Source organism: Labilibaculum sp. (genome assembly GCF_041595635.1).
Lineage (GTDB): Bacteria > Bacteroidota > Bacteroidia > Bacteroidales > Marinifilaceae > Labilibaculum.
This window is the reverse complement of record NZ_JBFHJW010000026.1, coordinates 1-22147: the sequence shown is the minus strand read 5'-3', so window position 1 is coordinate 22147 and position 22147 is coordinate 1. Positions and strand designations below refer to the sequence as shown.

Annotated in this window: 16 protein-coding genes and 1 pseudogene; 12 read left to right on the top strand and 5 right to left on the bottom strand. The window is 34.3% G+C overall.

The window, feature by feature from the left end:
• Positions 1 to 157: 157 nt before the first annotated feature.
• The 6 genes from rpsA (at position 158) to guaA (ending at position 7911) form a co-directional block, all read left to right on the top strand.
• Positions 158 to 1963 carry a 30S ribosomal protein S1 gene (rpsA, locus tag ABYT26_RS09345; RefSeq protein ID WP_372753172.1) on the top strand — a complete coding sequence of 602 codons (1806 nt, stop codon included), beginning with the start codon at positions 158 to 160 and terminating at the stop codon, positions 1961 to 1963.
• A 17-nt stretch (positions 1964 to 1980) separates the two neighbouring features.
• Positions 1981 to 2340, top strand: a complete 360-nt coding sequence (locus tag ABYT26_RS09340; RefSeq protein ID WP_101311468.1) for an STAS domain-containing protein — start codon at positions 1981 to 1983, stop codon at positions 2338 to 2340.
• Positions 2341 to 2343: 3 nt separating this feature from the next.
• Positions 2344 to 3273, top strand: a complete 930-nt coding sequence (locus ABYT26_RS09335; RefSeq protein ID WP_372753170.1) for a ribonuclease Z — start codon at positions 2344 to 2346, stop codon at positions 3271 to 3273.
• A 58-nt stretch (positions 3274 to 3331) separates the two neighbouring features.
• Positions 3332 to 4579 carry a C1 family peptidase gene (locus tag ABYT26_RS09330; RefSeq protein ID WP_372753168.1) on the top strand — a complete coding sequence of 416 codons (1248 nt, stop codon included), beginning with the start codon at positions 3332 to 3334 and terminating at the stop codon, positions 4577 to 4579.
• 306 nt (positions 4580 to 4885) lie between these two features.
• Positions 4886 to 6133: a C1 family peptidase gene (locus ABYT26_RS09325; protein WP_372753166.1), complete on the top strand. Its 1248-nt coding sequence runs from the start codon at positions 4886 to 4888 to the stop codon at positions 6131 to 6133.
• A gap of 245 nt (positions 6134 to 6378) precedes the next feature.
• On the top strand, positions 6379 to 7911 hold the full coding sequence (gene guaA / locus ABYT26_RS09320) for a glutamine-hydrolyzing GMP synthase (protein WP_372753164.1): 1533 nt from the start codon (positions 6379 to 6381) through the stop codon (positions 7909 to 7911).
• Between the two features lie 83 nt (positions 7912 to 7994).
• Here guaA and ABYT26_RS09315 read toward each other — a convergent pair whose 3' ends face one another.
• Positions 7995 to 8669, bottom strand: coding sequence for an Hpt domain-containing protein (locus tag ABYT26_RS09315; RefSeq protein WP_372753162.1), 675 nt, complete (start codon positions 8667 to 8669; stop codon positions 7995 to 7997).
• 165 nt (positions 8670 to 8834) lie between these two features.
• Here ABYT26_RS09315 and ABYT26_RS09310 point away from each other — a divergent pair, with 165 nt between their 5' ends.
• From ABYT26_RS09310 to ABYT26_RS09295, 4 genes are all read left to right on the top strand, one after another.
• The gene (locus tag ABYT26_RS09310) at positions 8835 to 10448 is read left to right on the top strand and encodes a S41 family peptidase (RefSeq protein ID WP_372753160.1); all 1614 of its coding nucleotides are present in this window, start codon (positions 8835 to 8837) and stop codon (positions 10446 to 10448) included.
• 181 nt (positions 10449 to 10629) lie between these two features.
• Positions 10630 to 11793, top strand: coding sequence for a class I SAM-dependent RNA methyltransferase (locus ABYT26_RS09305; RefSeq protein WP_372753158.1), 1164 nt, complete (start codon positions 10630 to 10632; stop codon positions 11791 to 11793).
• Between the two features lie 83 nt (positions 11794 to 11876).
• Complete coding sequence (locus ABYT26_RS09300; RefSeq protein ID WP_372753156.1) at positions 11877 to 12416, top strand: SiaB family protein kinase; 540 nt, start codon at positions 11877 to 11879, stop codon at positions 12414 to 12416.
• 22 nt (positions 12417 to 12438) lie between these two features.
• Positions 12439 to 12822 carry a DUF1987 domain-containing protein gene (locus tag ABYT26_RS09295; RefSeq protein ID WP_372753154.1) on the top strand — a complete coding sequence of 128 codons (384 nt, stop codon included), beginning with the start codon at positions 12439 to 12441 and terminating at the stop codon, positions 12820 to 12822.
• Positions 12823 to 12883: 61 nt separating this feature from the next.
• Here ABYT26_RS09295 and ABYT26_RS09290 read toward each other — a convergent pair whose 3' ends face one another.
• The 3 genes from ABYT26_RS09290 to ABYT26_RS09280 form a co-directional block, all read right to left on the bottom strand.
• The gene (locus tag ABYT26_RS09290; protein ID WP_372753153.1) at positions 12884 to 15952 is read right to left on the bottom strand and encodes an ATP-binding cassette domain-containing protein; all 3069 of its coding nucleotides are present in this window, start codon (positions 15950 to 15952) and stop codon (positions 12884 to 12886) included.
• 43 nt (positions 15953 to 15995) lie between these two features.
• A complete protein-coding gene (locus ABYT26_RS09285) occupies positions 15996 to 16334 on the bottom strand; it encodes a hypothetical protein (protein ID WP_372753151.1) in 339 nt (112 codons plus the stop codon).
• Positions 16335 to 16431: 97 nt separating this feature from the next.
• On the bottom strand, positions 16432 to 17364 hold the full coding sequence (locus ABYT26_RS09280) for a hypothetical protein (RefSeq protein WP_372753149.1): 933 nt from the start codon (positions 17362 to 17364) through the stop codon (positions 16432 to 16434).
• Positions 17365 to 17618: 254 nt separating this feature from the next.
• Between ABYT26_RS09280 and ABYT26_RS09275 the strand changes: the two genes are divergently transcribed.
• Together ABYT26_RS09275 and ABYT26_RS09270 are read left to right on the top strand one after the other, a co-directional pair.
• Entirely contained in the window at positions 17619 to 19775 is a 2157-nt protein-coding gene (locus ABYT26_RS09275) for a DPP IV N-terminal domain-containing protein (protein ID WP_372753147.1), read from the top strand.
• A 133-nt stretch (positions 19776 to 19908) separates the two neighbouring features.
• Entirely contained in the window at positions 19909 to 21240 is a 1332-nt protein-coding gene (locus tag ABYT26_RS09270) for an MATE family efflux transporter (RefSeq protein ID WP_372753145.1), read from the top strand.
• Between the two features lie 33 nt (positions 21241 to 21273).
• On the opposite strand, the pseudogene ABYT26_RS09265 reads toward ABYT26_RS09270, so the two are convergent.
• Positions 21274 to 22147, bottom strand: a pseudogene (locus tag ABYT26_RS09265) (hypothetical protein); the annotation flags it as partial.

The window sequence follows — 22147 nt, the reverse complement described above, 5'->3', positions numbered from 1 at the left end:
ATTGTAATTGGTCCTTAATCTTGTCGATTACTTACTTTTTTTTGATGGATTACTGAAAAAACATTCGTAACTTGTTTATTCCTCGAATTAATTGTCTACTTTTGCACCGAATTTTATATATAATGTCTAATTTATTAGTAATAAAGTAATTTAACAGATGATTGAAGAAAACAAAAAGGTAGACAGTTCTGCAGCAGATGCAGAATTTGATTGGGATGCGTTCACTAACGACGAAGGATTCGCTGGTGAAAACAGATCAGAACTAGAAGCATTGTACGATCAAACTTTATCTACAATTTCAGAAAAAGAAGTAATTGACGGTACAGTTATTTCGATGAACAAAAGAGAAGTTGTAATCAATATTGGTTACAAATCTGATGGTATTATCAGCTTGAATGAATTCAGATATAACGCTGAGTTAGCAGTAGGTGATACTGTTGAAGTTTATGTTGAAAATCAAGAAGACAAAAAAGGACAGTTAGTTCTTTCTCACAAAAAAGCTCGTGCATTACGCTCATGGGATCGTGTGAACGCTGCTCTTGAAAATGACGAAATTATTAAAGGTTACATCAAATGTCGTACTAAAGGTGGTATGATCGTTGACGTATTTGGAATTGAGGCTTTCTTGCCAGGATCTCAAATTGATGTGAAGCCTATCCGCGACTACGATGTATTCGTTGGAAAAACAATGGAATTCAAAGTTGTTAAAATCAACCACGAATTTAAAAATGTTGTTGTATCTCACAAAGCTCTTATCGAAGCTGAATTGGAACAACAGAAGAAAGAAATTATCGCTAAACTTGAAAAAGGTCAGGTTCTTGAAGGAACTGTTAAAAACATCACTTCTTACGGTGTGTTTATCGACTTAGGTGGAGTAGATGGTTTGATTCACATTACTGACTTATCATGGGGTAGAGTTTCTCATCCAAGCGAAATTGTTGAGTTGGATCAGAAATTAAACGTTGTCATCCTTGATTTTGATGATGATAAAAAACGTATTGCTCTTGGTCTTAAACAATTAACTCCACATCCATGGGATGCATTAAATGCAGACATGAAAGTTGGCGACAACGTAAAAGGTAGAGTGGTTGTTATGGCTGATTATGGTGCATTCGTAGAGATTGCAGCTGGTGTTGAAGGATTGATTCACGTATCAGAAATGTCTTGGTCACAGCACTTGAGATCTGCTCAGGATTTCATGAAAGTTGGAGATGAAGTAGAAGCTCAGATTTTAACATTAGATCGCGAAGAGAGAAAAATGTCTCTTGGTATCAAGCAATTGAAACAAGATCCTTGGGAAGGAATTGAGTCTAAATATGCTGTAAACTCTAAGCACACTGCTAAAGTTCGTAATTTCACTAACTTTGGTGTTTTTGTTGAAATCGAAGAAGGTGTAGACGGATTAATTCACATCTCAGACCTATCTTGGACTAAGAAAGTGAAGCATCCAGCTGAATTCACTACTATCGGAGCTGAAATTGAAGTTGTTGTTCTTGAAATAGATAAGGATAACAGAAGATTAAGTTTAGGACACAAACAATTGGAAGAAAATCCATGGGATGTATTCGAAACCATCTTTACAACTGATTCAATTCACGAAGGTACTATCGTTGAAATCTTCGAAAAAGGTGCAGTAATTGCTTTGCCTTATGGAGTAGAAGGATTTGCAACTCCTCGTCACCTTGTGAAAGAAGATGGATCTCAAGCTAAAGTGGAAGAAAAATTAACTTTTAAAGTGATTGAATTCTCTAAAGCAGCGAAAAGAATTATTCTTTCTCACTCAAGAACTTTCGAAGATGACAAGAAAGCTGATGAGACTGCGAAGAAAAAAGAAGTAGCTAAAATCGCGAAAAAAGGTGTTAAAAAAGTGAAAGATTCACTAGAAAAGACTACCTTAGGTGATATATCAGAGTTAGCTGCTTTGAAATCGCAAATGGAAAAAGGCGATTCTAGCGAGAAATAATTAAAAATAAGGTAATTATGGATTTCAAGATTGACAAGAAAGATGGTTATACCCTTGTACAGGTATTGAAAGACAAGTTGGATACGCATATTGCTCCGGCTTTAAAATCAGAGTTGGTTTTAATTTCAGGTAATGGTGAAAAAAGTATTCTTTTGGATTTAACTCCTTGTACATATTGTGATTCGTCTGGTCTTAGTGCAATTCTTGTAGCCAATAGGTTGTGTAAAAATGCCAATGGAACATTTGTTCTTCATGGTTTGCAGCCTGCTGTTGAAAGGTTAGTCTCAATTTCTCAGTTAGATTCAGTTCTAAATATTTCTTATAATATGGATGATGCTGTTTCAACTATGAAAGGTCAAATTGAATTAAATAAATAGTTTGTGAAATTTGAAGTGACAATTTTAGGCAGCAATTCTGCTTTACCAACTACCAAAAGATTCCCAACCGCTCAAGTGCTCAATGTGCTTGAGCGGTTTTTTTTGATTGATTGTGGTGAGGGAACACAAATACAAATGAAACGATTCAGAATACCTATGAGTCGTATCAATCATATTTTCATTTCACATCTTCATGGCGATCATATCTTCGGATTGATTGGCTTGATTTCTTCTTTCTCACTTCAAGGTAGAAGTGTTGATCTCCATATATACGCACACAGTAAATTGGAGAAATTAATTCGCTTTCAGTTAGAATTACTGGAAAGCAAATTAGAGTACGAAATTATTTTCCACCCCATTTTTGGAACAAAAACGCAGCTATTGTTTGAGGATAATTCTTTGAGTGTTGAATCATTCCCCTTGAAACATGGAGCGATGCCATGTGCTGGTTTTCTGTTTAAGGAAAAACCGAGGTTGAGAACTTTGCGAGCAGATATGCTTAGTTTTTACAATGTTCCGATTAAGTGCAGACAAAGCATTAAAGAAGGTGCTGATTTTGTAGATGATGAGGGGCAAGTGGTTTCAAATAAGAAGTTGACGAAAGATCCGCCAAAAACAAGAAGTTATGCTTTTTGTACCGATACAGCTTATCTGCCACGAATAGTTCCCATAATAGGAGCAGTTGATTTATTGTATCATGAGGCTACCTTTTTGAAAGCTGATGTGAAAAGAGCAAAGAAAACCTATCATTCTACAGCTGAGCAAGCTGCGAAAATTGCATTAGAGGCTAAGGTTGGAAAATTAATCATTGGCCATTTTTCGGCTAGGTTTGAAAATTTGAGAGGGCATTTAAAAGAAGCAAAGGAAATCTTTCCTAATACAGAACTGGCAGAGGACGGTAAAAAGTTTTCAGTAAAACTTGATCGGGATTAATCATCTTCAGTCAAGTTTTTTTCTTTATAAATTCATATAAAATTAAATATATAAATCAATGAAGCGAATACTATTTTTTGGAGTAGCTTTTGTTTTGTCGTACTCGGCGGCAGGACAAGAACAGCAAGACAATTCAACTTTTGTGGAGTCTAAAAGTGGGGTTTTTAAAAAATTAATGACAGAAGATTTTCGTAAGGCAGATGAGCAGTTGGAAAGTAAAGAGGTGAGCAAGCGATTCGTTATGGATCAAAGTTCTTATGAATTACCCAATAAAGTCTCTCTGTTCAAAAATAATATTGAATGGGCACAGCCTCCAATTTCTCAGGGTAAAACGGGAACTTGCTGGTGTTTTTCAACAACCTCTTTTTACGAGTCGGAAGTGTATCGTTTGAGCAAAAAAGAAGTGAAAATTTCTGAGATTTATACTGCGTATTGGGAATATGTTGAAAAAGCTCGTCGCTTTATTCAGGAAAGAGGTGATTCTAATTTCGATCGGGGTTCTGAAGCTAATGCTGTTACTAGAATAATGAAACAATATGGAGCCTGTCCTAATAGTGAATATACTGGATTATTAAATGGTCGCAAATTTCATAATCATGCAAAAATGTATGAGGAAATGAAGGTTTTTTTAAATGACCTAAAGCAAAGGAATGCATGGAATGAGGAAGTTGCTCTTTCTAATATTAAATTGATTCTGAATCATTATTTAGGAACTCCTCCAACAAAATTTACTGTCGAAGGAAAAGAATATACTCCAAAAGCTTATCTTGTAGATTACTTGAAGTTGGATATGGATGATTACGTAGAAATTCTTTCCTATAAGCAAGAACCCTTTTGGCAACAAGTAGAATATAAAGTTCCTGATAACTGGTGGCATTCTAAAGAGTATTATAATGTACCTTTGGACGATTACATGAATGCAATAAAAAAAGCCATTAGAGCTGGTTACACAATGAGTATTGGTGGTGATACTCACGAAGCTGGTTTTATAACATCGACTGGTTGTGCAATGGTTCCTTCTTTTGATATTCCTTCGGAGTATATTAATGACGATGCGCGTCAGTTTCGTTTTTCGAATGGTTCTACAACCGATGATCATGGTATGCATTTGATAGGTTACTATGTTGATAAGGAGGGTAAAGATTGGTATTTGATAAAAGATTCAAGTGGAGGCTCAAGAAAAGTAGAGGAAAGCTCAGCTGAATTTGGATATTATTTTTTCCGGGAAGATTACATGAAATTAAAAATGATGGACTTTACGGTACATAAGGATGCTGTTAAAGACCTATTGAAAAAGTTTAAATAAAAATAAAACCCCTTGTCTTTCGATAAGGGGTTTTGTTTTAAGGTGTAAAAGCAAGTTTCTTAATTTTAAGTGTTAATTGACTTATGATGTAGAGCTGAATAAGTTTGTACATTATATCATTAAACATTTTTCTGTGAAGTATGAAAATTTGAGGGGTAGGTAATAAAAAAAACAAAAAAAATCTTTCCTAATCATGAATTGGTAGAGGATGCTAAAAAAAATTTATAGAACTTGATCGGGATGAACCATCTTCAATCAAGTTTTTTTTTACTTTAGCAGTTCATAAAACTATAAAAACACACATAAATGAAGCGATTACTATTTCTAGGAGTAGCTTTTGCCCTTTGCTCTTCGGCAACAGGACAGCAAAAGCAAGACAATTCGAAATTTAAGGAGTACACACCTGGTTACTATCAGAATTCAATCTTGAAGGACATCCATAATGTGGATGAGCAGCTGGAGAAAAAAGAGGTGGATAAACGATTCTTTATGGATCAGAGTTCCTATGATTTGCCAAATAAAATCTCTTTATATAAAGATAATACAGAATGGGCACAACCTACAATTTCTCAGGGGAATACTGGAACGTGTTGGTGTTTTTCTACTACATCTTTCTACGAATCAGAAGTGTATCGGTTGAATAAGAAAAAAGTAAAAATTTCGGAATTATATACTGTTTATTGGGAGTACGTAGAAAAAGCCCGTCGCTTTATTCAGGAAAGAGGAAATTCTAATTTTAGCGAAGGGGCGGAAGGTAATTCTGTGGCGCGAATGTGGAAAGAATATGGCGCTTGTCCAGAAAGTGAGTTTACAGGTCTGTTAAATGGCCGTAAGTTTCATACTCATGAAAAAATGTACAAGGAAATGATGTCCTTTTTGAATGGATTGAAGCAATCTAATGACTGGAATGAAGAGAAAGCCATTGCTACCATAAAAGCAATCATGAATCATTACATGGGAACTCCTCCTTCAAAATTTACTGTCGAAGGCAAAGAGTATACTCCTATTACTTACCTTGCTGATTATCTTAAATTAAATATGGATGATTATGTTGAGATTCTTTCTTACAAACAAGAACCTTACTGGGAACAAGTAGAGTATAAGGTTCCAGACAATTGGTGGCACTCTAAAGAGTATTATAATATTCCTTTAGATGATTATATGAAGTCCATTAAAAAGGCTGTACGCGCGGGTTATACTTTAAGTATTGGCGGTGATGTTTCTGAAGCTGGATTTTTAAGAACGACTAATTGTGCTATGGTTCCTACTTTTGATATTCCTTCCGACTACATTAATGAAGATGCTCGTCAGTTCCGTTTTTCAAATGGTTCAACTACCGATGATCATGGAATGCACTTAGTTGGTTACTATGTAGATAAAGAAGGAAAAGATTGGTACTTAATAAAAGATTCTAGTTCTGGATCTCGAAATATCGATGAAAATTCTAAAGAATTTGGCTATTACTTTTTTCATGAAGATTACGTGAAATTAAAAATGATGGGCTTTACCATTCATAAAGATGCTGTAAAGGATCTACTGAAAAAGTTTAAATAAGAATCTAAACCCCCTGATCTTCCCGATCAGGGGGTTTGTTTTTATGCGAAATGTGATTTATGGACATTAGAATATTGATTTAATAAATTTGTGATTTTACCGTGTTTTATATCGGATAATGCTGAATTAGAGAGCGGTTTTCAAATCCTTCCCAAATTATGTGTTTCGTTCTTTTTAAGTCGCAAATTTGTATATCTTTGTACGCCAAATAGGATTACTGAACAACCTTCAATTTATAGATTTCTATGCAGGAAAAAATTCTAATATTAGATTTTGGCTCACAATATACACAGTTGATTGCCAGACGAGTTCGTGAATTAAACGTTTATTGTGAAATTCATCCATATAATAATCCTCCAGCTATCGATGATTCGATAAAAGGAGTAATTCTTTCCGGAAGTCCTTTTTCGGTACGTGATGAAAACGCTCCCATTCCAAATTTATCTGAAATAAAAGCAAAGCTTCCTCTTTTAGGAGTTTGTTACGGGGCTCAACATTTGGCTCACTGTTTTGGTGGTGAAGTGATGGCATCGAATAAGCGTGAGTACGGTCGTGCTAATCTTACTTCGGTAGATAATAGCAACGATTTGTTGAAAGGAATTAGTTTAAATTCTCAGGTGTGGATGTCGCATGGCGATACCATCGAAAAAATGCCATCGAATTACAAAGTAATTGCAAGTACTAGTGATGTTGAGAATGCTGCTTTTACTATCGAAGGAGAAGTAACTTACGGTATTCAATTTCATCCCGAAGTATATCACACAACTGAAGGTAGTATTCTTTTAAAGAATTTTATTGTTAGTATTTGTGGTTGTAATCAAGATTGGACTCCGGATGCATTTGTAGAAACTACGGTTGCTGAACTAAAAGAAAAGCTTGGAGACGAAAGTGTTATCTTAGCTTTGTCAGGAGGAGTTGACTCAACTGTTGCAGCAATGTTATTGCACAAAGCCATTGGCAAAAATCTGTATTGTATTTTTGTTGATAACGGTTTATTACGCAAGAATGAATTTACAGATGTATTAAAAAAATATGAAACCTTAGGTCTGAATGTGGTTGGTGTTGATGCTAAGGAGAAATTTATTTCTGCTTTGGCTGGTGTTTCCGATCCTGAAACAAAACGTAAAATAATTGGTAATGGATTTGTTGAGGTTTTCGATGAAGAATCTCATAAAGTTGAAAATGCCAAATGGTTAGGTCAAGGTACGATTTATCCTGATGTAATCGAATCAATATCTGTAACAGGTGGTCCTTCTCAAACTATTAAGTCGCATCATAATGTAGGTGGTTTACCTGATTATATGAAACTGAAAGTGGTTGAGCCATTAAGGTTGCTATTTAAAGATGAGGTGCGTCGCGTAGGTCGTAGCATGGGTCTCGAAGATAAATTTATTAGTCGTCATCCATTTCCAGGTCCAGGCTTAGGAATTCGAATTTTGGGTGATATTACAGCCGAAAAAGTTCAAATTCTTCAAGAAGTTGATCATATTTTTATCTCAGGATTACTGGAAGATGGATTGTACGATGAAGTTTGGCAAGCAGGAGTGATGCTATTGCCAGTTCAATCGGTAGGTGTTATGGGTGATGAACGAACTTACGAGAGCGTTGTTGCTTTGCGTGCAGTAAGTTCAACAGACGGAATGACAGCCGACTGGTCGCATTTACCTTATGAATTTTTGGCCAAAATTTCAAATAAGATCATTAATGGTGTAAAAGGAGTGAATAGAGTTGTTTACGATATTAGTTCTAAGCCACCAGCCACTATTGAGTGGGAATAAATAATACATCCTTTTAAGAAAAGGAAAAATAAAAGCGCAATATCTTTCTTGGAAGGTATTGCGCTTTTTTATGGATAAGGATTTTAATTTTTAAATTGATCTAAATTGTCAAGGTAAAATTGTCTTGCAGTTTCAATTTCTTTAATCAATTGATCTAACTTTTGAAGGGATAGTTCTTCTTGGTTATCCAAGAGCAGTTTTTCTAATTCGATGATTGTAGTTCTAGCTTTCATCATTGAAAAATTTGCTAAAACCCCTTTTAGTTTATGAGCCGAGTCTTTTGCTTGTTTAAATTCTTTATTCAGCAGCGGAACTCTAATGTCATTAATTCTACTTTCTCGAATTTCAAAAAATTTCTCGATTACTGTTTGTATAAATTCTCGATTATTATCCACTCGAATAAAAAGATCTTTGAAATCTATAATTGGTACTTCTTCACTTTCTCTTGTAGGTTCTGTGTTTAAACCAGTCAATTTTACAAGTAGTGATTTAAGATTTAAATGCTTTGGGTAGTAAAGAAGTTCGTGCTCTTTACAAGCTTGTTCTTCACTTGAGTTGGAGGTGAGAATTAAAAGTTTGATTTTTTTTGGATCAGTATTTGCGTAGTATTGTCTGGCAGACTCAATTGATTGATTTAGTTCAATGCCATTTTGGTCATCTAATTGGTAGTTAGAGATGATTAGTTCGAAATTTTCTTTGATAATTAATTCAATAGCTTGCTTTCCTGTCGTGCATTTCGAAAATGCAATTTGCGGCATCGAATCGATTTGAAATGAGTTATGAAAACCAATTAAAAGTATGTTGGGCTTATGTTTCATATTTATAGAGTTCAATACCTGTAGTTCTTATAAAAATTGTATCTTTCGGGGACTTCTTAAATGAGTAATCAATTTGGGCAAAATATATTAAAAAGCATAATTTATATGAGTAGTAAGAAATTATTTTTGAGGAACGTGGTTTCTATTTGTTTAGTTGGCCTTTTAATGCATGTGAGTACACTTCGTGCTCAATCGGTAAAAAATCAGGCAATCAAATATCAAAATTTATTGGCGCTAATCGATGCATTTTATGTGGATACAGTAAGTCTTGAGCATCTAACTGAAGATGCAATAGTTAAAGTATTGGCTGATTTAGATCCACATTCTGTTTATATCAGTAAAGATGAAATTCAGGAAATGAACGAACCTTTGCAGGGAAGTTTTAGTGGAATAGGTATTCAATTTAATATTTTGAGGGATACTCTTATGGTTGTTGCAACCATTCCAGGTGGACCCTCAGAAAAGGTTGGTCTTCGTGCAGGTGACCGAATTGTGAAAATTGAAGGAAAGAATGTAGCTGCTGTGGGATTGAAAAACAATGATGTTCGAAAAAGCTTACGTGGCGATAAAGGAACAATTGTTAGTCTTGTGGTGAAGAGAAAACGAGAAAAAGAGTTGATCGATTTTGTAATTACAAGGGATAATATTCCTATTTATAGTTTAGACGCCTCTTATATGATAAGTAACGAGATCGGGTATATTAAATTGAACCGATTTGCGGCTACAACTTCAGAAGAATTCCTGGAAGCGCTTACCGAGTTGAAGTCTAATGATATGAAAGATCTTATTCTCGACTTACGTGGTAATGGTGGTGGTTATATGCAAGCTGCCATAGAAATTGTAGATCAATTTTTAGATGCAGATCAATTAATTGTTTACACCAAGGGATTAACAACTCCCAGACGTGAAAACAGATCGACTGAGGATGGTATTTTTAAAGACGGAAAAATTGTGGTGCTTCTCGATGAAGGTTCTGCCTCGGCTTCTGAAATTGTTTCAGGAGCTATTCAGGACTGGGATAGAGGTATAATCCTAGGTCGTAGATCTTTTGGTAAAGGCTTGGTGCAACGTCAGTTTCCTTTATCGGATGGATCCATGATTCGATTGACTACTGCTCATTACTATACTCCAACAGGAAGATGTATTCAGAAATCTTATGAAAATGGTTTAGAAGATTATCATTTAGATATATTAAATCGCTATAAGTCAGGAGAGATGATTAGTGCTGATAGCATTCACTTTCCCGATTCATTAAAGTACAATACCTTGCTACATAAAAGAACGGTGTATGGAGGAGGAGGTATAATGCCAGATATTTTTATTCCTATTGATACTACAGCTAATTATAAATATTTCAATTTATTAGTACGAAAGAATGTAGTTTATCCTTTTGTATTGAACTACATGGATGCTAATTTGAGTAAATTGAGGACAGAATATCCAAAATTTGAAGACTTTGAAAAGAATTTTGAAGTTGATGAAGACATGCTTAAAAAAATAGTTGCAATGGGAGAGAAAGAAGGGATAGAGAAAAATGAAGAAGATTATCAGGCTTCGGTAGCGGATTTGAAACTTCATATTAAGGCTCTTTTTGCAAGGAGTTTATGGGATAGTTCGGAATATTATAAAGTAGTAAATAAAGAAAACGATTTTGTTTTAAAGGCGGTTAAAGTTTTGAGCGATACGAAGAATTACGACAAGAAACTTAGCAATAATTAAGTTGAAATTAAAGCTGGAAGTTAATCTTCTGGCTTTTTTTAGTAATATATTTATAAAAGCCTATGTTTTTAAGTGCTAAAGATTAATTTTGTAGCCGAAATACGGATCGGAAGTGAAAGCTTTTGAAAAGCATAAGGAACCGTTATTTGAAATTAATTAGAGACATTAAAAAAAGAAAGTTTTGAAAACAGACTCGGGAAAATTTAGATTAATTGCAAAAACCTTTCAAGGTTTAGAGGAAGTATTGTTTCAGGAATTGGAACAATTAGGAGCAGAAGAGATAAAAATCTTGAAGCGAGCCGTGAGCTTTGTTGGAGATAAAAGTTTAATTTACAAAGCAAATCTTCATTTGAGAACTGCAACCCGAGTTCTTAAGCCTATTCATAAATTTAACGCTAAAGATACTGATGAGTTGTACAAAGGGATTCAGGAGATAGACTGGAGCGAGTACATTACTCATCGTGAAACAATTGCTATTGATAGCACTGTAAGTTCGGAAGATTTTAAACATTCTAAGTTTGTTACCTACAGAGTAAAAGATGCTATTGTTGATCAGTTTTTTAATAAGATTGGTGATCGTCCAAACGTTCGTGTTGTGAATCCGACTCTAAGAATTAATATTCACATCGATAAAAATACATGTACAGTATCTTTGGATAGTTCTGGAGAATCTTTACACAAAAGAGGATATCGTGTAGCCGAAACAGCAGCGCCACTTAACGAGGTTCTGGCTGCAGGTATGATTCTACTTTCTGATTGGGATAAAAAAATGAATTTTATCGATCCTATGTGTGGTTCCGGAACTCTTTTAGTTGAAGCTGCCCTTATTGCCTACAATATTCCACCAGGATTGTATCGTAAAGAGTTTTCTTTTCAAAAATGGAAGGATTATGATGAGGATTTGTGGGAAGAAATCTATAACGATGAAACAGAAGTTGATTTCGATGGAAAAATAATGGGTTCTGATATTTCTGATAAAGCAATAGAAATTGCAGAAGCAAATATTAGAAATGCTGGATTACGCAGAAAAATAAACCTAAAAGTAACTCCGTTCCAACAATTTGTTCCTCCTGAAGAGAAAGGTTTAATGATTACAAATCCTCCTTATGGTGAACGATTGAAAATTAAAGATTTGGAAGGTTTGTATTCTATGATAGGTGAGCGTTTAAAGCACCATTTTGCTGGATATGATGCATGGATACTGAGCTATTCTGAAGAGTGTTTTCATAGTATCGGCTTGCGTCCTTCGAGAAAAATTACATTGTTCAATGGTCCATTGGAATGTAAATTCCAAAAATATACCATGTTTGATGGGAAAAAAAGTGATAGATATAAAAAAGATTAATCTGTAAAATTGGTACCTGAACTATTTATGCTCAGCTATATTTTATTATATTTGTCTAGCAAGTAACTATAATTATATTATATATGAACTTTGATTTGAACCAGTGGTATTCCGAAAAAATAGATGAGGATGCTATTTTTGACTATATGGGTCGAATTGAAGATGAGGATGTTACCAATATTTTGGGTTCGATCGAGAACATATTGGAAGTTAGAGAAGAAAGCCCTAAGGTTTTTAGAAAAATTTTTAATGTTCTGGTTGAATTAGTACAAAATTTATATCATCATGGTGAAGTTCCATCTGATTTTGATGTTTCTTATGAAAAGTTTGGTGTTTTAATCCTTCGTGATGAAGGTTCTCAATATCGAATTTGCGCTGGAAACTTTATTAAAATAGGTGGTTTGCGGCTTATTCGTGATCGTATAGATCAGATTAATACCTTATCGTCTATCGAGACTCAAAGTTTGTATCGAATTATTCTTGGAAATGATCAATTCTCCGAAAAAGGGGGAGGAGGTCTTGGAATGGTTGATATTGCACGTAAAAGTGGGAATAATATGGAGTATCAGTTTTTTGAGTACAACCCAGATTATTTGTTCCTTGCTATAGATGTTATTATTTAAAAACAATAAAAAATAAATTTTCATGAATTCACTTATTATTGAAGGCAGTCCTAAGACTCCAAACATAAATTTTGATGGTAATGAAGGTTCTTTTTTAATTTCTGGACGTTCGATACCTGAGAATTCCTTAGATTTTTACAAGCCTATTTTAGAATGGCTTGACACATATATTAGTGATCCGAAGGAAATTACGACTGTAGATATTAGACTTGAATATTTCAATACTAGTTCTTCGAAATGTTTGTTGGATGTATTTAAAAAATTAGAGACTCTATACAAACGAGGTCAAAAGGTAGGTATAAATTGGTGCTACGAAGCTGATGATGAGGATATGTTGGAAGCGGGAGAGGATTATCAATCCATTATAAAAATTCCTTTTAAAATGATCGAAGAGGAAGAAGCTTAGCGATTAATTCTGAAAATAAAATAAAAAGCTGCAAATTAAATTTGCAGCTTTTTTTCGTTTTTTATCGTGTGAATTTTTTGCTGTTTAATTTTCTTTCGAAAATACCGATTAATCTTTTTAGAAGGTTAAAATACAGAACAATGTAAAGTGTTAGTGTCGATATCCAAATAACAAGGATGTTTACCCAATATGTATCATAATAAGTTCCAAATATTCTCTTTTGTGGAGCATAAAAGTGTGCTTTCACAAAATGTCCATCAGGATTTCTATAAATAGGATCAATCTTTTGATATAACTTCCCTTTGTATTCTATAATCCGTTCAATGTCATTACTGTTTCTAACAAATTCAGAAAGGCGATCGTTGGCATAAGCCTTTTTCATGTTAACGAATGATTGCTTGTCTAGAAATTCCTTCTGTAGCTCGGTTAAACGTTCATCTTTTTTGCGATTAGCAGCATTGTATAAGTTAATATAGTAACGGTTTAATTGGTTGAAATATTCCCTGGTTTCCAGAATGATTGTTTCGTTTAAATCTTCAGGTTTGAGATGATCAAGTGCCTTAAAAGGAATGGGGATTTGATCAAGATCTTCTATAGAAAGTTCGTTTCGTAATAGTTGCAAGTTTTTAGCTAGCTCTTCTTTTTTATCTAGCAAATTAAGGTGTCGTTCACAAGTGTTTAGTTTGTTCTTTAAAATCGGTAACCAATAGTTTTTACGATAATCTGCCTTACTCATTAATTTTTCATAAATATAGAAATGAGCGTTGTAATTATTGTCTTTGTATTGTTTTACCGCTAAGGCTTCGTAAGCCCATCGAGCTGTGATAATTTCACCATACCAAGGAATGTTATTTGGGGTTGAAATTGTAGGATTTAACTTGTCAAACTTAACAATAATACCACTTAATATGAGTTGAGGAATTAATAAAAATGGGATTAATATATAAATTGTAATTACAGTTTTAAAGCTGTCTGAAATAATTAATCCAAGCATATTGGCGAAGCACCAGGCACTGAAAAGAGCTAACCAATATTCAAAGAACATGCCTTTAATTTCCAATATAGAATTTCCGATTATTGTAAACAAAAAGGCTTGAAAGGCCGATATTGAGAATAAAATTACAATCTTAGACAGTAAATAACTAAACTTGCTCAAGTTTAGGAAGCGTTCTCGCTTCAGAATTTTACGATCCTTAATAATTTCTTCAGCACTTAAAGTTAGACCTATAAAAAGGGCTACAATCACCGACATAAAAAGGTAAACCGGTAAATTACTGTTGTTACTGAAAGAATACCCAGAATTATTAGCTGCATCAATATTGTAAAATTTAATGATATAGCTTAATAGAAATGCTAATAATGGGGTTTCGAATAAGTTGATGAATAAATACTGACGATTGGCCAGTTTAGATATGACATCTCGTTTCACAAATACACCAAATTGTGTAAAAATATTTGGAATTTTAAAGGTGATAGGAGGAAGTTCACTTGTTGCTTCAATGTGTTTATGAATAGCTGTGTATTCGTGATATTTTTGTGACCATTGGATTGGAGATACTTTTCTTATTTGTGTTGGATTTCCATATTCATCCAATACTTCTGATTCTACGATGTTGAAAATTTGATCCGCATCAACATTACCACAGGAAGAACATTCACTTTCTGTACGATTGGCTCGCATTGTTTGCGATTTAAAATAGGTGATTGCATCCAATGGATTGCCATTAAAAATTAGGTAACCACCAGTATCTAAAATGAGTAATCTATCGAACATTTTAAAAATATTCGACGAAGGCTGATGAATGACGATAAAAATCAATTTACCCTTTAAAGCAAGATTTTTTAATAAATCCATTATTTTTGCTGAATCTCTTGATGATAGACCAGAAGTAGGTTCATCAAGAAAAAGAACCGATGGTTCGCGAATCAATTCCAAGGCAATATTTAGTCTTTTTCTTTGTCCACCGCTTATTTTTTTGTCTAATACACTTCCTACTTTTAGGTTTCGGGCATCGTACAATCCTAAATCTTTGAGTAAGTTTAATACAATTCGAATGAGTTGATAGTTAGTGTATTTGTCGAAACACAATTTGGCATTAAAATATAAATTCTCGAAAACAGTAAGTGATTCAATAAGAAGATCGTCTTGAGAAACGTGGCCTACAACACCTTCAAGTTTTGATTTGTCTGTAACAATATCAAATCCATTGATCTCAACATTTCCACAACTGGGACTCGCAGTTCCGTTTAAAACATTTAAAAGTGTTGTTTTTCCAGCACCGCTTGATCCTATAATTCCAACCATTTTTCCCGACTCTTCTTTGAAAGACAAGTCGTGGATACCTATGTTATTTTCTTTGAATCGATATTCTATATTCTTAGTTTCAAAAACAACTCTTTTGTATTTCTGGTCCCGATGAAAGGTTGTTGTTATGTCGCTAAAATAGATAGGGTCGATTTTTGGGTTTCGAATGGATGAGCCTTGTGATAAAAGGTGTACTCTATCGGGATTTAGACTTTGACCATTCATAAGAAGTTCTTCAATTCCTTCAAATCGAAGAACGTACATATCAACTCTTTTAAGTCGTAGAATTTTAATTTCTCCAATCAGTCCTTCCGAGTAGTAATGCTCACCAACTTCGGATGTTTTATCTTCATTACTAACTGTTAGTAATCGATTGGAACGTGAAATTTCATCAAAATCATTAAGAACAAAATTTTTCAGGCGATCATAACCATCACCTGGGAGGTTAAAGGTGTCAGCAACGGTTTCAACAAAGGCAAATTCTTGTTCACTAATATCGTCTCCTGATTTTAAGAATTCTAATAGTTGGATTAAAACAACTACTTTTTGACGGACGATGAGTTCTTCATTTATTTCGGTACATATACGCAGTACTCGAACCGAACTTGCCGAGGTGTATTTCTTTATTTTTGATTTTCTGGTCGTCCGTTTTTGGTTGGCTTCGTAATGTTGATCGTATAACTTAAGATATTCTTCAGCAGTTTCTTGATCAAGCTGCTGTTTGAGATATCTGGAAACCATTCTTCGTCTCTCTATTGCGGAACTTTTTGGATGTGCAATAATAGCAAAAAGTTGCATTAAAGCCTTAAGAATTCTTTCACTCATAAAATGCGAGAGTTTGTGTGGTTGGTGTAGACTGGCGTTGGTACTATTGTTTAAATCCTATTAACAGGAGAACAAAACCAGAACTTACTTCTCTTTGATTTAGTTTGGCTTCGATGGTGCAATTAATTGAATTGGTAAATTGAAAATCCCAGTAAGGAGAATTTTGATGGTCTTTGTTAGAGAATAACAAATGATTTTCTTCATCGTAAACCGAAAAAATTACATTTTTCTCCTCTTTTCCAGTAGCACCAACAATGCGATAGTAGTTGTCGGCATAAAAAGTAGTATGGAATTCTGCAATTTCACTTCCAGAAAGCAATGCTTTGTACTGCTGTCCGTCTGATATAAACTCTGGTTCCAAATACTTGGTGCAATTTTGCATTGTTATATCTGTTTGAGCTTTGCTTAAAAAACTTATACTGATTAGAAATAACGATATAATAAGAGTATAATAGCGATTCATAAGTAGTGTTTTTTGATTACTTGATAATGTGATTTCTAATGACACTGACTTTTTCAGTAATCGTATTTAATTGTTTTTTGTTCATTTTTAATTCTGATTGACTTTTCACAATTGTTAATTTATTGCGAGAATCAGTTATGGGGGGAACATAAGTGTATTTTTCATCAATTTCATCAAACGAGTAAGCTAAATCAATTAAGCGATCAACTAAAAAATAAAAATCCTTTGATTCATTGGAGTAGGGAACCAATAGTTTAATTAAATTTTCCAGAGGTCTTTTTTGTTCCGAAATACGGTTGGTTAATTCTTTATTAGGATGCTCTTTAATTTGTTGTGTTAGAATGTAAAGAGATTCAATCCAACCACCAGCTAAAATTAAAGCTCCAGTGTTATCCCTGCCGTTTTCTTTCAAATAGTTATCTATTTTTCGATAGGTAGTACTTACAATAACTAGTAAAGAATCTCTATTCTCAATATTATTTTCTATTCTCGTAATTGTTGGTTTATCCATTGCATTGTACAAACCAATTTCTTGAGATATGATTTTTAAAACAGCGAAATAACTCGCAGCATCCTGGGTTTGATGGTAGATGTTGATATAGCCTAAATCTGATCCGTAAATTCCAAAATTGACTGCTTTGCTAAAATTTTCAACATAATCACTCGCTCTACTAGTTGAATGCAATATTTCTTTGTTGTAAGGAATTTTTGATTGCTCCAGAAGTAAAGATATCTGATAGGGGGATGGAAGGCTAAAGAGTATGTTATTGTATTTAAAAATGTTGGCCGACTGATCTACATCTTCCATAATTGAAGCTTCTGTGGCTTTATTTTCTTTACTGATATCATTTTTATTGCTGTTGTAGTGGATAATGAAAAAGGTAAGGATTGCAGCAGCTGAAATTAGAATCAAATATTTAATACTGTTGGGTATCTTTTTTTTCGACATCTTGTATAACTTAAGTTTTATTAAGCCAATTTAGAAAGAATAAATTAATTCTCAAAGCTCTTTGTTTACTTGCTTTGACGATTTATACTTCGCAATTTGCTTTAGGTTCGTTTTTCTTATTACTTAGGATGTAATCCATAGTAATTGGTAGTAGTCTAGTTTATTTATTCTTTCATTATTACTCTATTTCTTCTAAAAAAGATACATTTGAAGACGAATTTTTTGAAAAAAATATAACAGCAAAAAAAAACACTATGAAGAGAGCATTCCTTTTAGGCTATTTACTAATCATTTGTGTCCTATTTGCACCTGTTTACGCTCAAACAAAAAAACTGAGTATGGAGGATGCAATTCTGGGACAATGGGGCAAATTTTACCCTGAAAACTTATCTCAATTATCCTGGAAAGGTGAAAGTAACCAATTTTCTTACGTTGTAGAGCAGGATATTTTGGTTGCAAAAGTAGGCGAAAAAGCGAAAGTAATTTTCAACTTGTCGGATATCAATGAAATTTTAAAATCGCAAGGCGCTAAAGAATTAAGTCGTTTGCCACAATTTACTTGGCTAAATAATGAGGTGATTCAGTTTACTTCTGGTGGGGAATTGTGTCATGTCGATCTTCTAAATAAAAAGCTTATACTGAAATTGGAAATTAATCCAGAAGCAAAAAATAAAGAGTTTTGTGCTGAGAATTTGATGATGGCTTACACGCTCGAAAATAATTTGTATGTGAGTGGTGCAGATCGCAAAGAGATTGCTGTGACTTCGGATTTGGATAAGAATTTTGTGAATGGACAAACAGTGAGCCGAAGTGAATATGGGATTACCGATGGTATTTTTTGGGGACCCAAAGGAAATTTATTGGCTTTTTATCGCAAAGATGAAAGTAAGGTAAGCTCATTTCCTTTGATTGATATCACAACAAGAGTTGGAGATCTAAAGGAAATTAAATATCCTATGGCAGGAATGGATAGTGAAGTTGTGAGTTTAGGTGTTTATAATTTGAAGGATAAATTTACGGTTTGGATTCAGCCAGATGATTTCGGTGCAGATCAATATTTGACGAATATTTCCTGGGGAGCCGAAGGAAAATACATCTATATTCAAGTTTTAAACAGAGCTACCGATCATGCGAAATTAAACAAATACGAAGCAGCCACAGGCAAATTTGTAAAAACACTGTTCGAGGAAAAAGACAATCGTTGGGTAGAGCCTTCTCACGAGCTGATTTTTCTTCAAAAAAGAAGCAATCAATTTATTTATCAGACCAATAATCGAGATGGCTTTAATCATGCTTATTTATACGATACAGAAGGCAAATTGATTAAACAATTGACTGCAGGAGATTGGGAGATAACCGATATTTTAGGTTTTGATAAGTCGGAAACTACTATGTTTTATGTGTCTACCGAGATTAGTCCGATAGAAAGGCATGTGTATAAATTGAATATGAAAACTGGAAAGCGTGTGCTTTTAACTAAAGAAGAAGGTCATCATGCGGTACAGATAAGTGCGGATGGGAAATACTTTATCGATAATTATAGTAGTTTAAATGTTCCCCGTAAAATTGTTATTGCTGATACCGAAGGCAAACAAATTCAGGAGCTGGTAAATGCAGATAATAAATTGATTGATTACAGTTTAGGTGAAATATCAATTGGAACAATTAAAGCGGCTGATGAAGAGACTGATTTGTACTATCGCATGGTGAAACCTGTGGATTTCGATCCTACTAAAAAATATCCTGTTGTTGTTTATGTGTATGGCGGTCCTCATGCTCAAATGGTAAATAATCGTTGGCTTGGTGGCGCTTCCTTGTGGGAAGAGTATATGGCTCAAAATGGCTATTTAATTTATGTGCTGGATAATAGAGGTTCTGCCAATCGTGGGAAGGAATTTGAAGCCATTATTCATCGTCAGTGTGGGCAAACCGAAATGGCTGACCAAATGAAAGGCGTTGAGTTTTTAAAATCTTTGCCTTATGTGGATGCAGAGCGTATTGGTGTTCACGGCTGGAGTTATGGTGGTTTTATGACTATTTCTCTGATTACGAATTATCCTGATGTTTTTAAAGTTGCTGTGGCTGGAGGTCCAGTTATTGATTGGAAATGGTATGAAGTGATGTATGGTGAACGTTATATGGATACTCCTCAGGAAAATCCGGAAGGATATGCGCAAACATCATTAATAGCTAAGGCAAAAGATTTAAAAGGGAAACTTCTTATTTGTCAGGGGGTAATTGATCCAACTGTGGTATGGCAGAATAGTTTGAATTTTGTTCGCGAATGTGTTAAAAACAACGTTCAGGTAGACTATTTTCCTTATCCATGTGCTGAGCACAATGTGCGTGGGCGTGATCGTATTCACTTGAAACAAAAGGTGAGTAACTATTTTGATGACTTCTTAAAATAGAAAGCTGTTAAAAAGAGATGAATCGTCAGTTCAAAATCCGAAATTTTTCGGCAATTTTGAATTGACGATTTTTTTTGTTTCAAAGGAAAGAAAGTAGTTATTTTGCCTGATTATTTACGAATTACAACGACAATTGAAAACTCAAATCGATTATAAAAGCATTTGGAAAATTGCTTATCCTATTATTTTAGGTAGTGTAGCGCAAAATATAATTGCTCTTACTGATACTGCATTTTTAGGTCATTTGAGCGAAACGGCACTGGGAGCAGCAGCCATTGCTACTATTTTCTATTACGCGGTTGTGATGCTTGCCTGGGGATTTGGTTTGGGAACTCAAATTGTTATTGCCCGAAGATTTGGAGAAGGGAATGTAAAACTTGTAGGAAAGACTTTCGATCATGCATTGTATTTTTTGCTCATTTTAGGCGTTTTCTTAATCGTTTTTATGGAAATTCAGGCACCACCTGTTCTTAAAGCGATTGTGAAATCAAACGCCATTTACGATGCCAGTATCGATTACATATCCTACCGTGCCTGGGGAATCATTTTTGCATGTGTAAATGTTTTGTTTCGAGCATTCTATGTTGGAGTTGCCAAAACAAAAATAATTAGTTGGAGTACTGCCTTTATGGCTTTTATAAACATCTTTCTGGATTACGTACTGATATTCGGAGAGTGGGGATTTCCCGAGATGGGAATGAAAGGAGCAGCCATTGCTTCGGTGATTGCAGAGGCTTGTGTACTAATTTTCTTTCTTATTTATACCTTGCGAAAAATTCCAATGGCAGAATATCAATTGTTCAAATTTGTAAAAATTGATTGGAACCTATATGCCCGTTTACTGAAAGTATCTTTTCCTATGATGATACAAAATTTCTTGTCCTTAGCATCATGGTTTGTGTTTTTTTTAATGGTAGAGCGAATGGGCGAACGGCAATTGGCAATATCAAATATCATTCGAAGTATTTATGTTTTAATGATGGTGCCAGTATGGTCTTTTGCCGCAGCCGCGAATACTCTGGTTAGTCAGGTTATTGGCGAAGGACATTCCGAAGTGGTTTTACCTCTTATTTGGCGAATCATTAGGTTGTCTTTTGTCTCGGTTTTGGTTTTGGTTGGATTTTGTTTGATCAATCCAGAGTGGGTGATTTCTGTTTATACTGATGAACTCAGTCTGATTGCAGAAACGAAACCTGTTTTATATGTGATTTTTGGGAGTACATTAATTTTTCCTATCGCCGTTACTTTCTTTAATGGTGTTTCGGGTACAGGAAATACTTTCCATGCTATGCTAATTGAAATATTGGTTTTGGTCTGTTATTTGGGAGCCGTATATTTGTTAATAGCAGTTTTCAAGCTGCCAATTTCATGGGTGTGGACTTCGGAATATTTTTATGCTGGATTTTTAGGTGTTAGTTCCTATTTCTATCTAAAATATATCAATTGGAAAGAAATTCACATTTAATTGATGCAACTAGTAGCCTGATTTTTATTCTTTCTATTCGTAGAAAAGGACAGTAGGTTGAGAAACTTTAAAATTCTGAAATTTTGGTCTTTCGGCTCCTGATAAGCGATAGTTTAATTGGTCATAACTCGAAGGAATATTTGGGTAAAAGGCCAGGCGTAACTGAATGGTTTTAAATACTAAATTCTCGTTGTGCAATCGGATTCCCAAGCCCAAACCATAGTAGAAATCTTGTTTTAGGATGTTTTTCTTGTTACTGCCAATAAAGCCCATATCGGTAAAAGTATAAAAGGCAAAACGAAAACCTCCCAAGGTGTATGGAGTAAAGGCGATGCTTTCTAAATTGAGAACTAGTTTTTGAGTTCCCATAGCTGCTTCCTCCGAAAAGCCTCTAATTTCATCCTCTAGACTAATAAATTCATCAGAAAATCTTCTGATGCCGAGAGTGTATTCAATTTCTCCAAAATTCCGGAAGCGGTATTTTCCTAATTTACGTATACGGCTAAAAAAATTGGTTTGTAAGCGCAGAACACCTTGTTGATACCTTTTTGAGTTGAAATATCCACCAATGGAAGCACGGCTGAAAAAATAGCTTTTGCTTTTTTTCAAGTAAATAGCTCTCTGAAAATCTAAGGATAAATAATTTCTATTGTAGAACTCACCATATTCTAAGCCCATGTTTACCTGAGCTAGGAAACCATAAGGTATGTCCTCGGTTCGTCCATAATTGTAAATCAAATTACTTTTATAATATTGAGTTTCGCTCAAGCTTAAGCTGGTTAAAAAGAGTGTTCTGTTGCGATAGAATTGGTTCGATTCGGCAGTAACGTTTGGCCTTTCGAAAAAATGCAGATTTAACATTCTTGCAGCAATATAGAATTTTCTTCTGGCAAACGTTTTACTTGGT

What these genes read in the sequence shown, in the direction of transcription:
- rpsA (WP_372753172.1), top strand. Translation starts at nt 158, where the DNA reads ATGATTGAAGAAAACAAAAAGGTAGACAGTTCTGCAGCAGATGCAGAA.
- ABYT26_RS09340 (WP_101311468.1), top strand. Translation starts at nt 1,981, where the DNA reads ATGGATTTCAAGATTGACAAGAAAGATGGTTATACCCTTGTACAGGTA.
- ABYT26_RS09330 (WP_372753168.1), top strand. Translation starts at nt 3,332, where the DNA reads ATGAAGCGAATACTATTTTTTGGAGTAGCTTTTGTTTTGTCGTACTCG.
- ABYT26_RS09325 (WP_372753166.1), top strand. Translation starts at nt 4,886, where the DNA reads ATGAAGCGATTACTATTTCTAGGAGTAGCTTTTGCCCTTTGCTCTTCG.
- guaA (WP_372753164.1), top strand. Translation starts at nt 6,379, where the DNA reads ATGCAGGAAAAAATTCTAATATTAGATTTTGGCTCACAATATACACAG.
- ABYT26_RS09315 (WP_372753162.1), bottom strand. Translation starts at nt 8,669, where the DNA reads ATGCCGCAAATTGCATTTTCGAAATGCACGACAGGAAAGCAAGCTATT.
- ABYT26_RS09310 (WP_372753160.1), top strand. Translation starts at nt 8,835, where the DNA reads ATGAGTAGTAAGAAATTATTTTTGAGGAACGTGGTTTCTATTTGTTTA.
- ABYT26_RS09300 (WP_372753156.1), top strand. Translation starts at nt 11,877, where the DNA reads ATGAACTTTGATTTGAACCAGTGGTATTCCGAAAAAATAGATGAGGAT.
- ABYT26_RS09295 (WP_372753154.1), top strand. Translation starts at nt 12,439, where the DNA reads ATGAATTCACTTATTATTGAAGGCAGTCCTAAGACTCCAAACATAAAT.
- ABYT26_RS09290 (WP_372753153.1), bottom strand. Translation starts at nt 15,952, where the DNA reads ATGAGTGAAAGAATTCTTAAGGCTTTAATGCAACTTTTTGCTATTATT.
- ABYT26_RS09285 (WP_372753151.1), bottom strand. Translation starts at nt 16,334, where the DNA reads ATGCAAAATTGCACCAAGTATTTGGAACCAGAGTTTATATCAGACGGA.
- ABYT26_RS09280 (WP_372753149.1), bottom strand. Translation starts at nt 17,364, where the DNA reads ATGTCGAAAAAAAAGATACCCAACAGTATTAAATATTTGATTCTAATT.
- ABYT26_RS09275 (WP_372753147.1), top strand. Translation starts at nt 17,619, where the DNA reads ATGAAGAGAGCATTCCTTTTAGGCTATTTACTAATCATTTGTGTCCTA.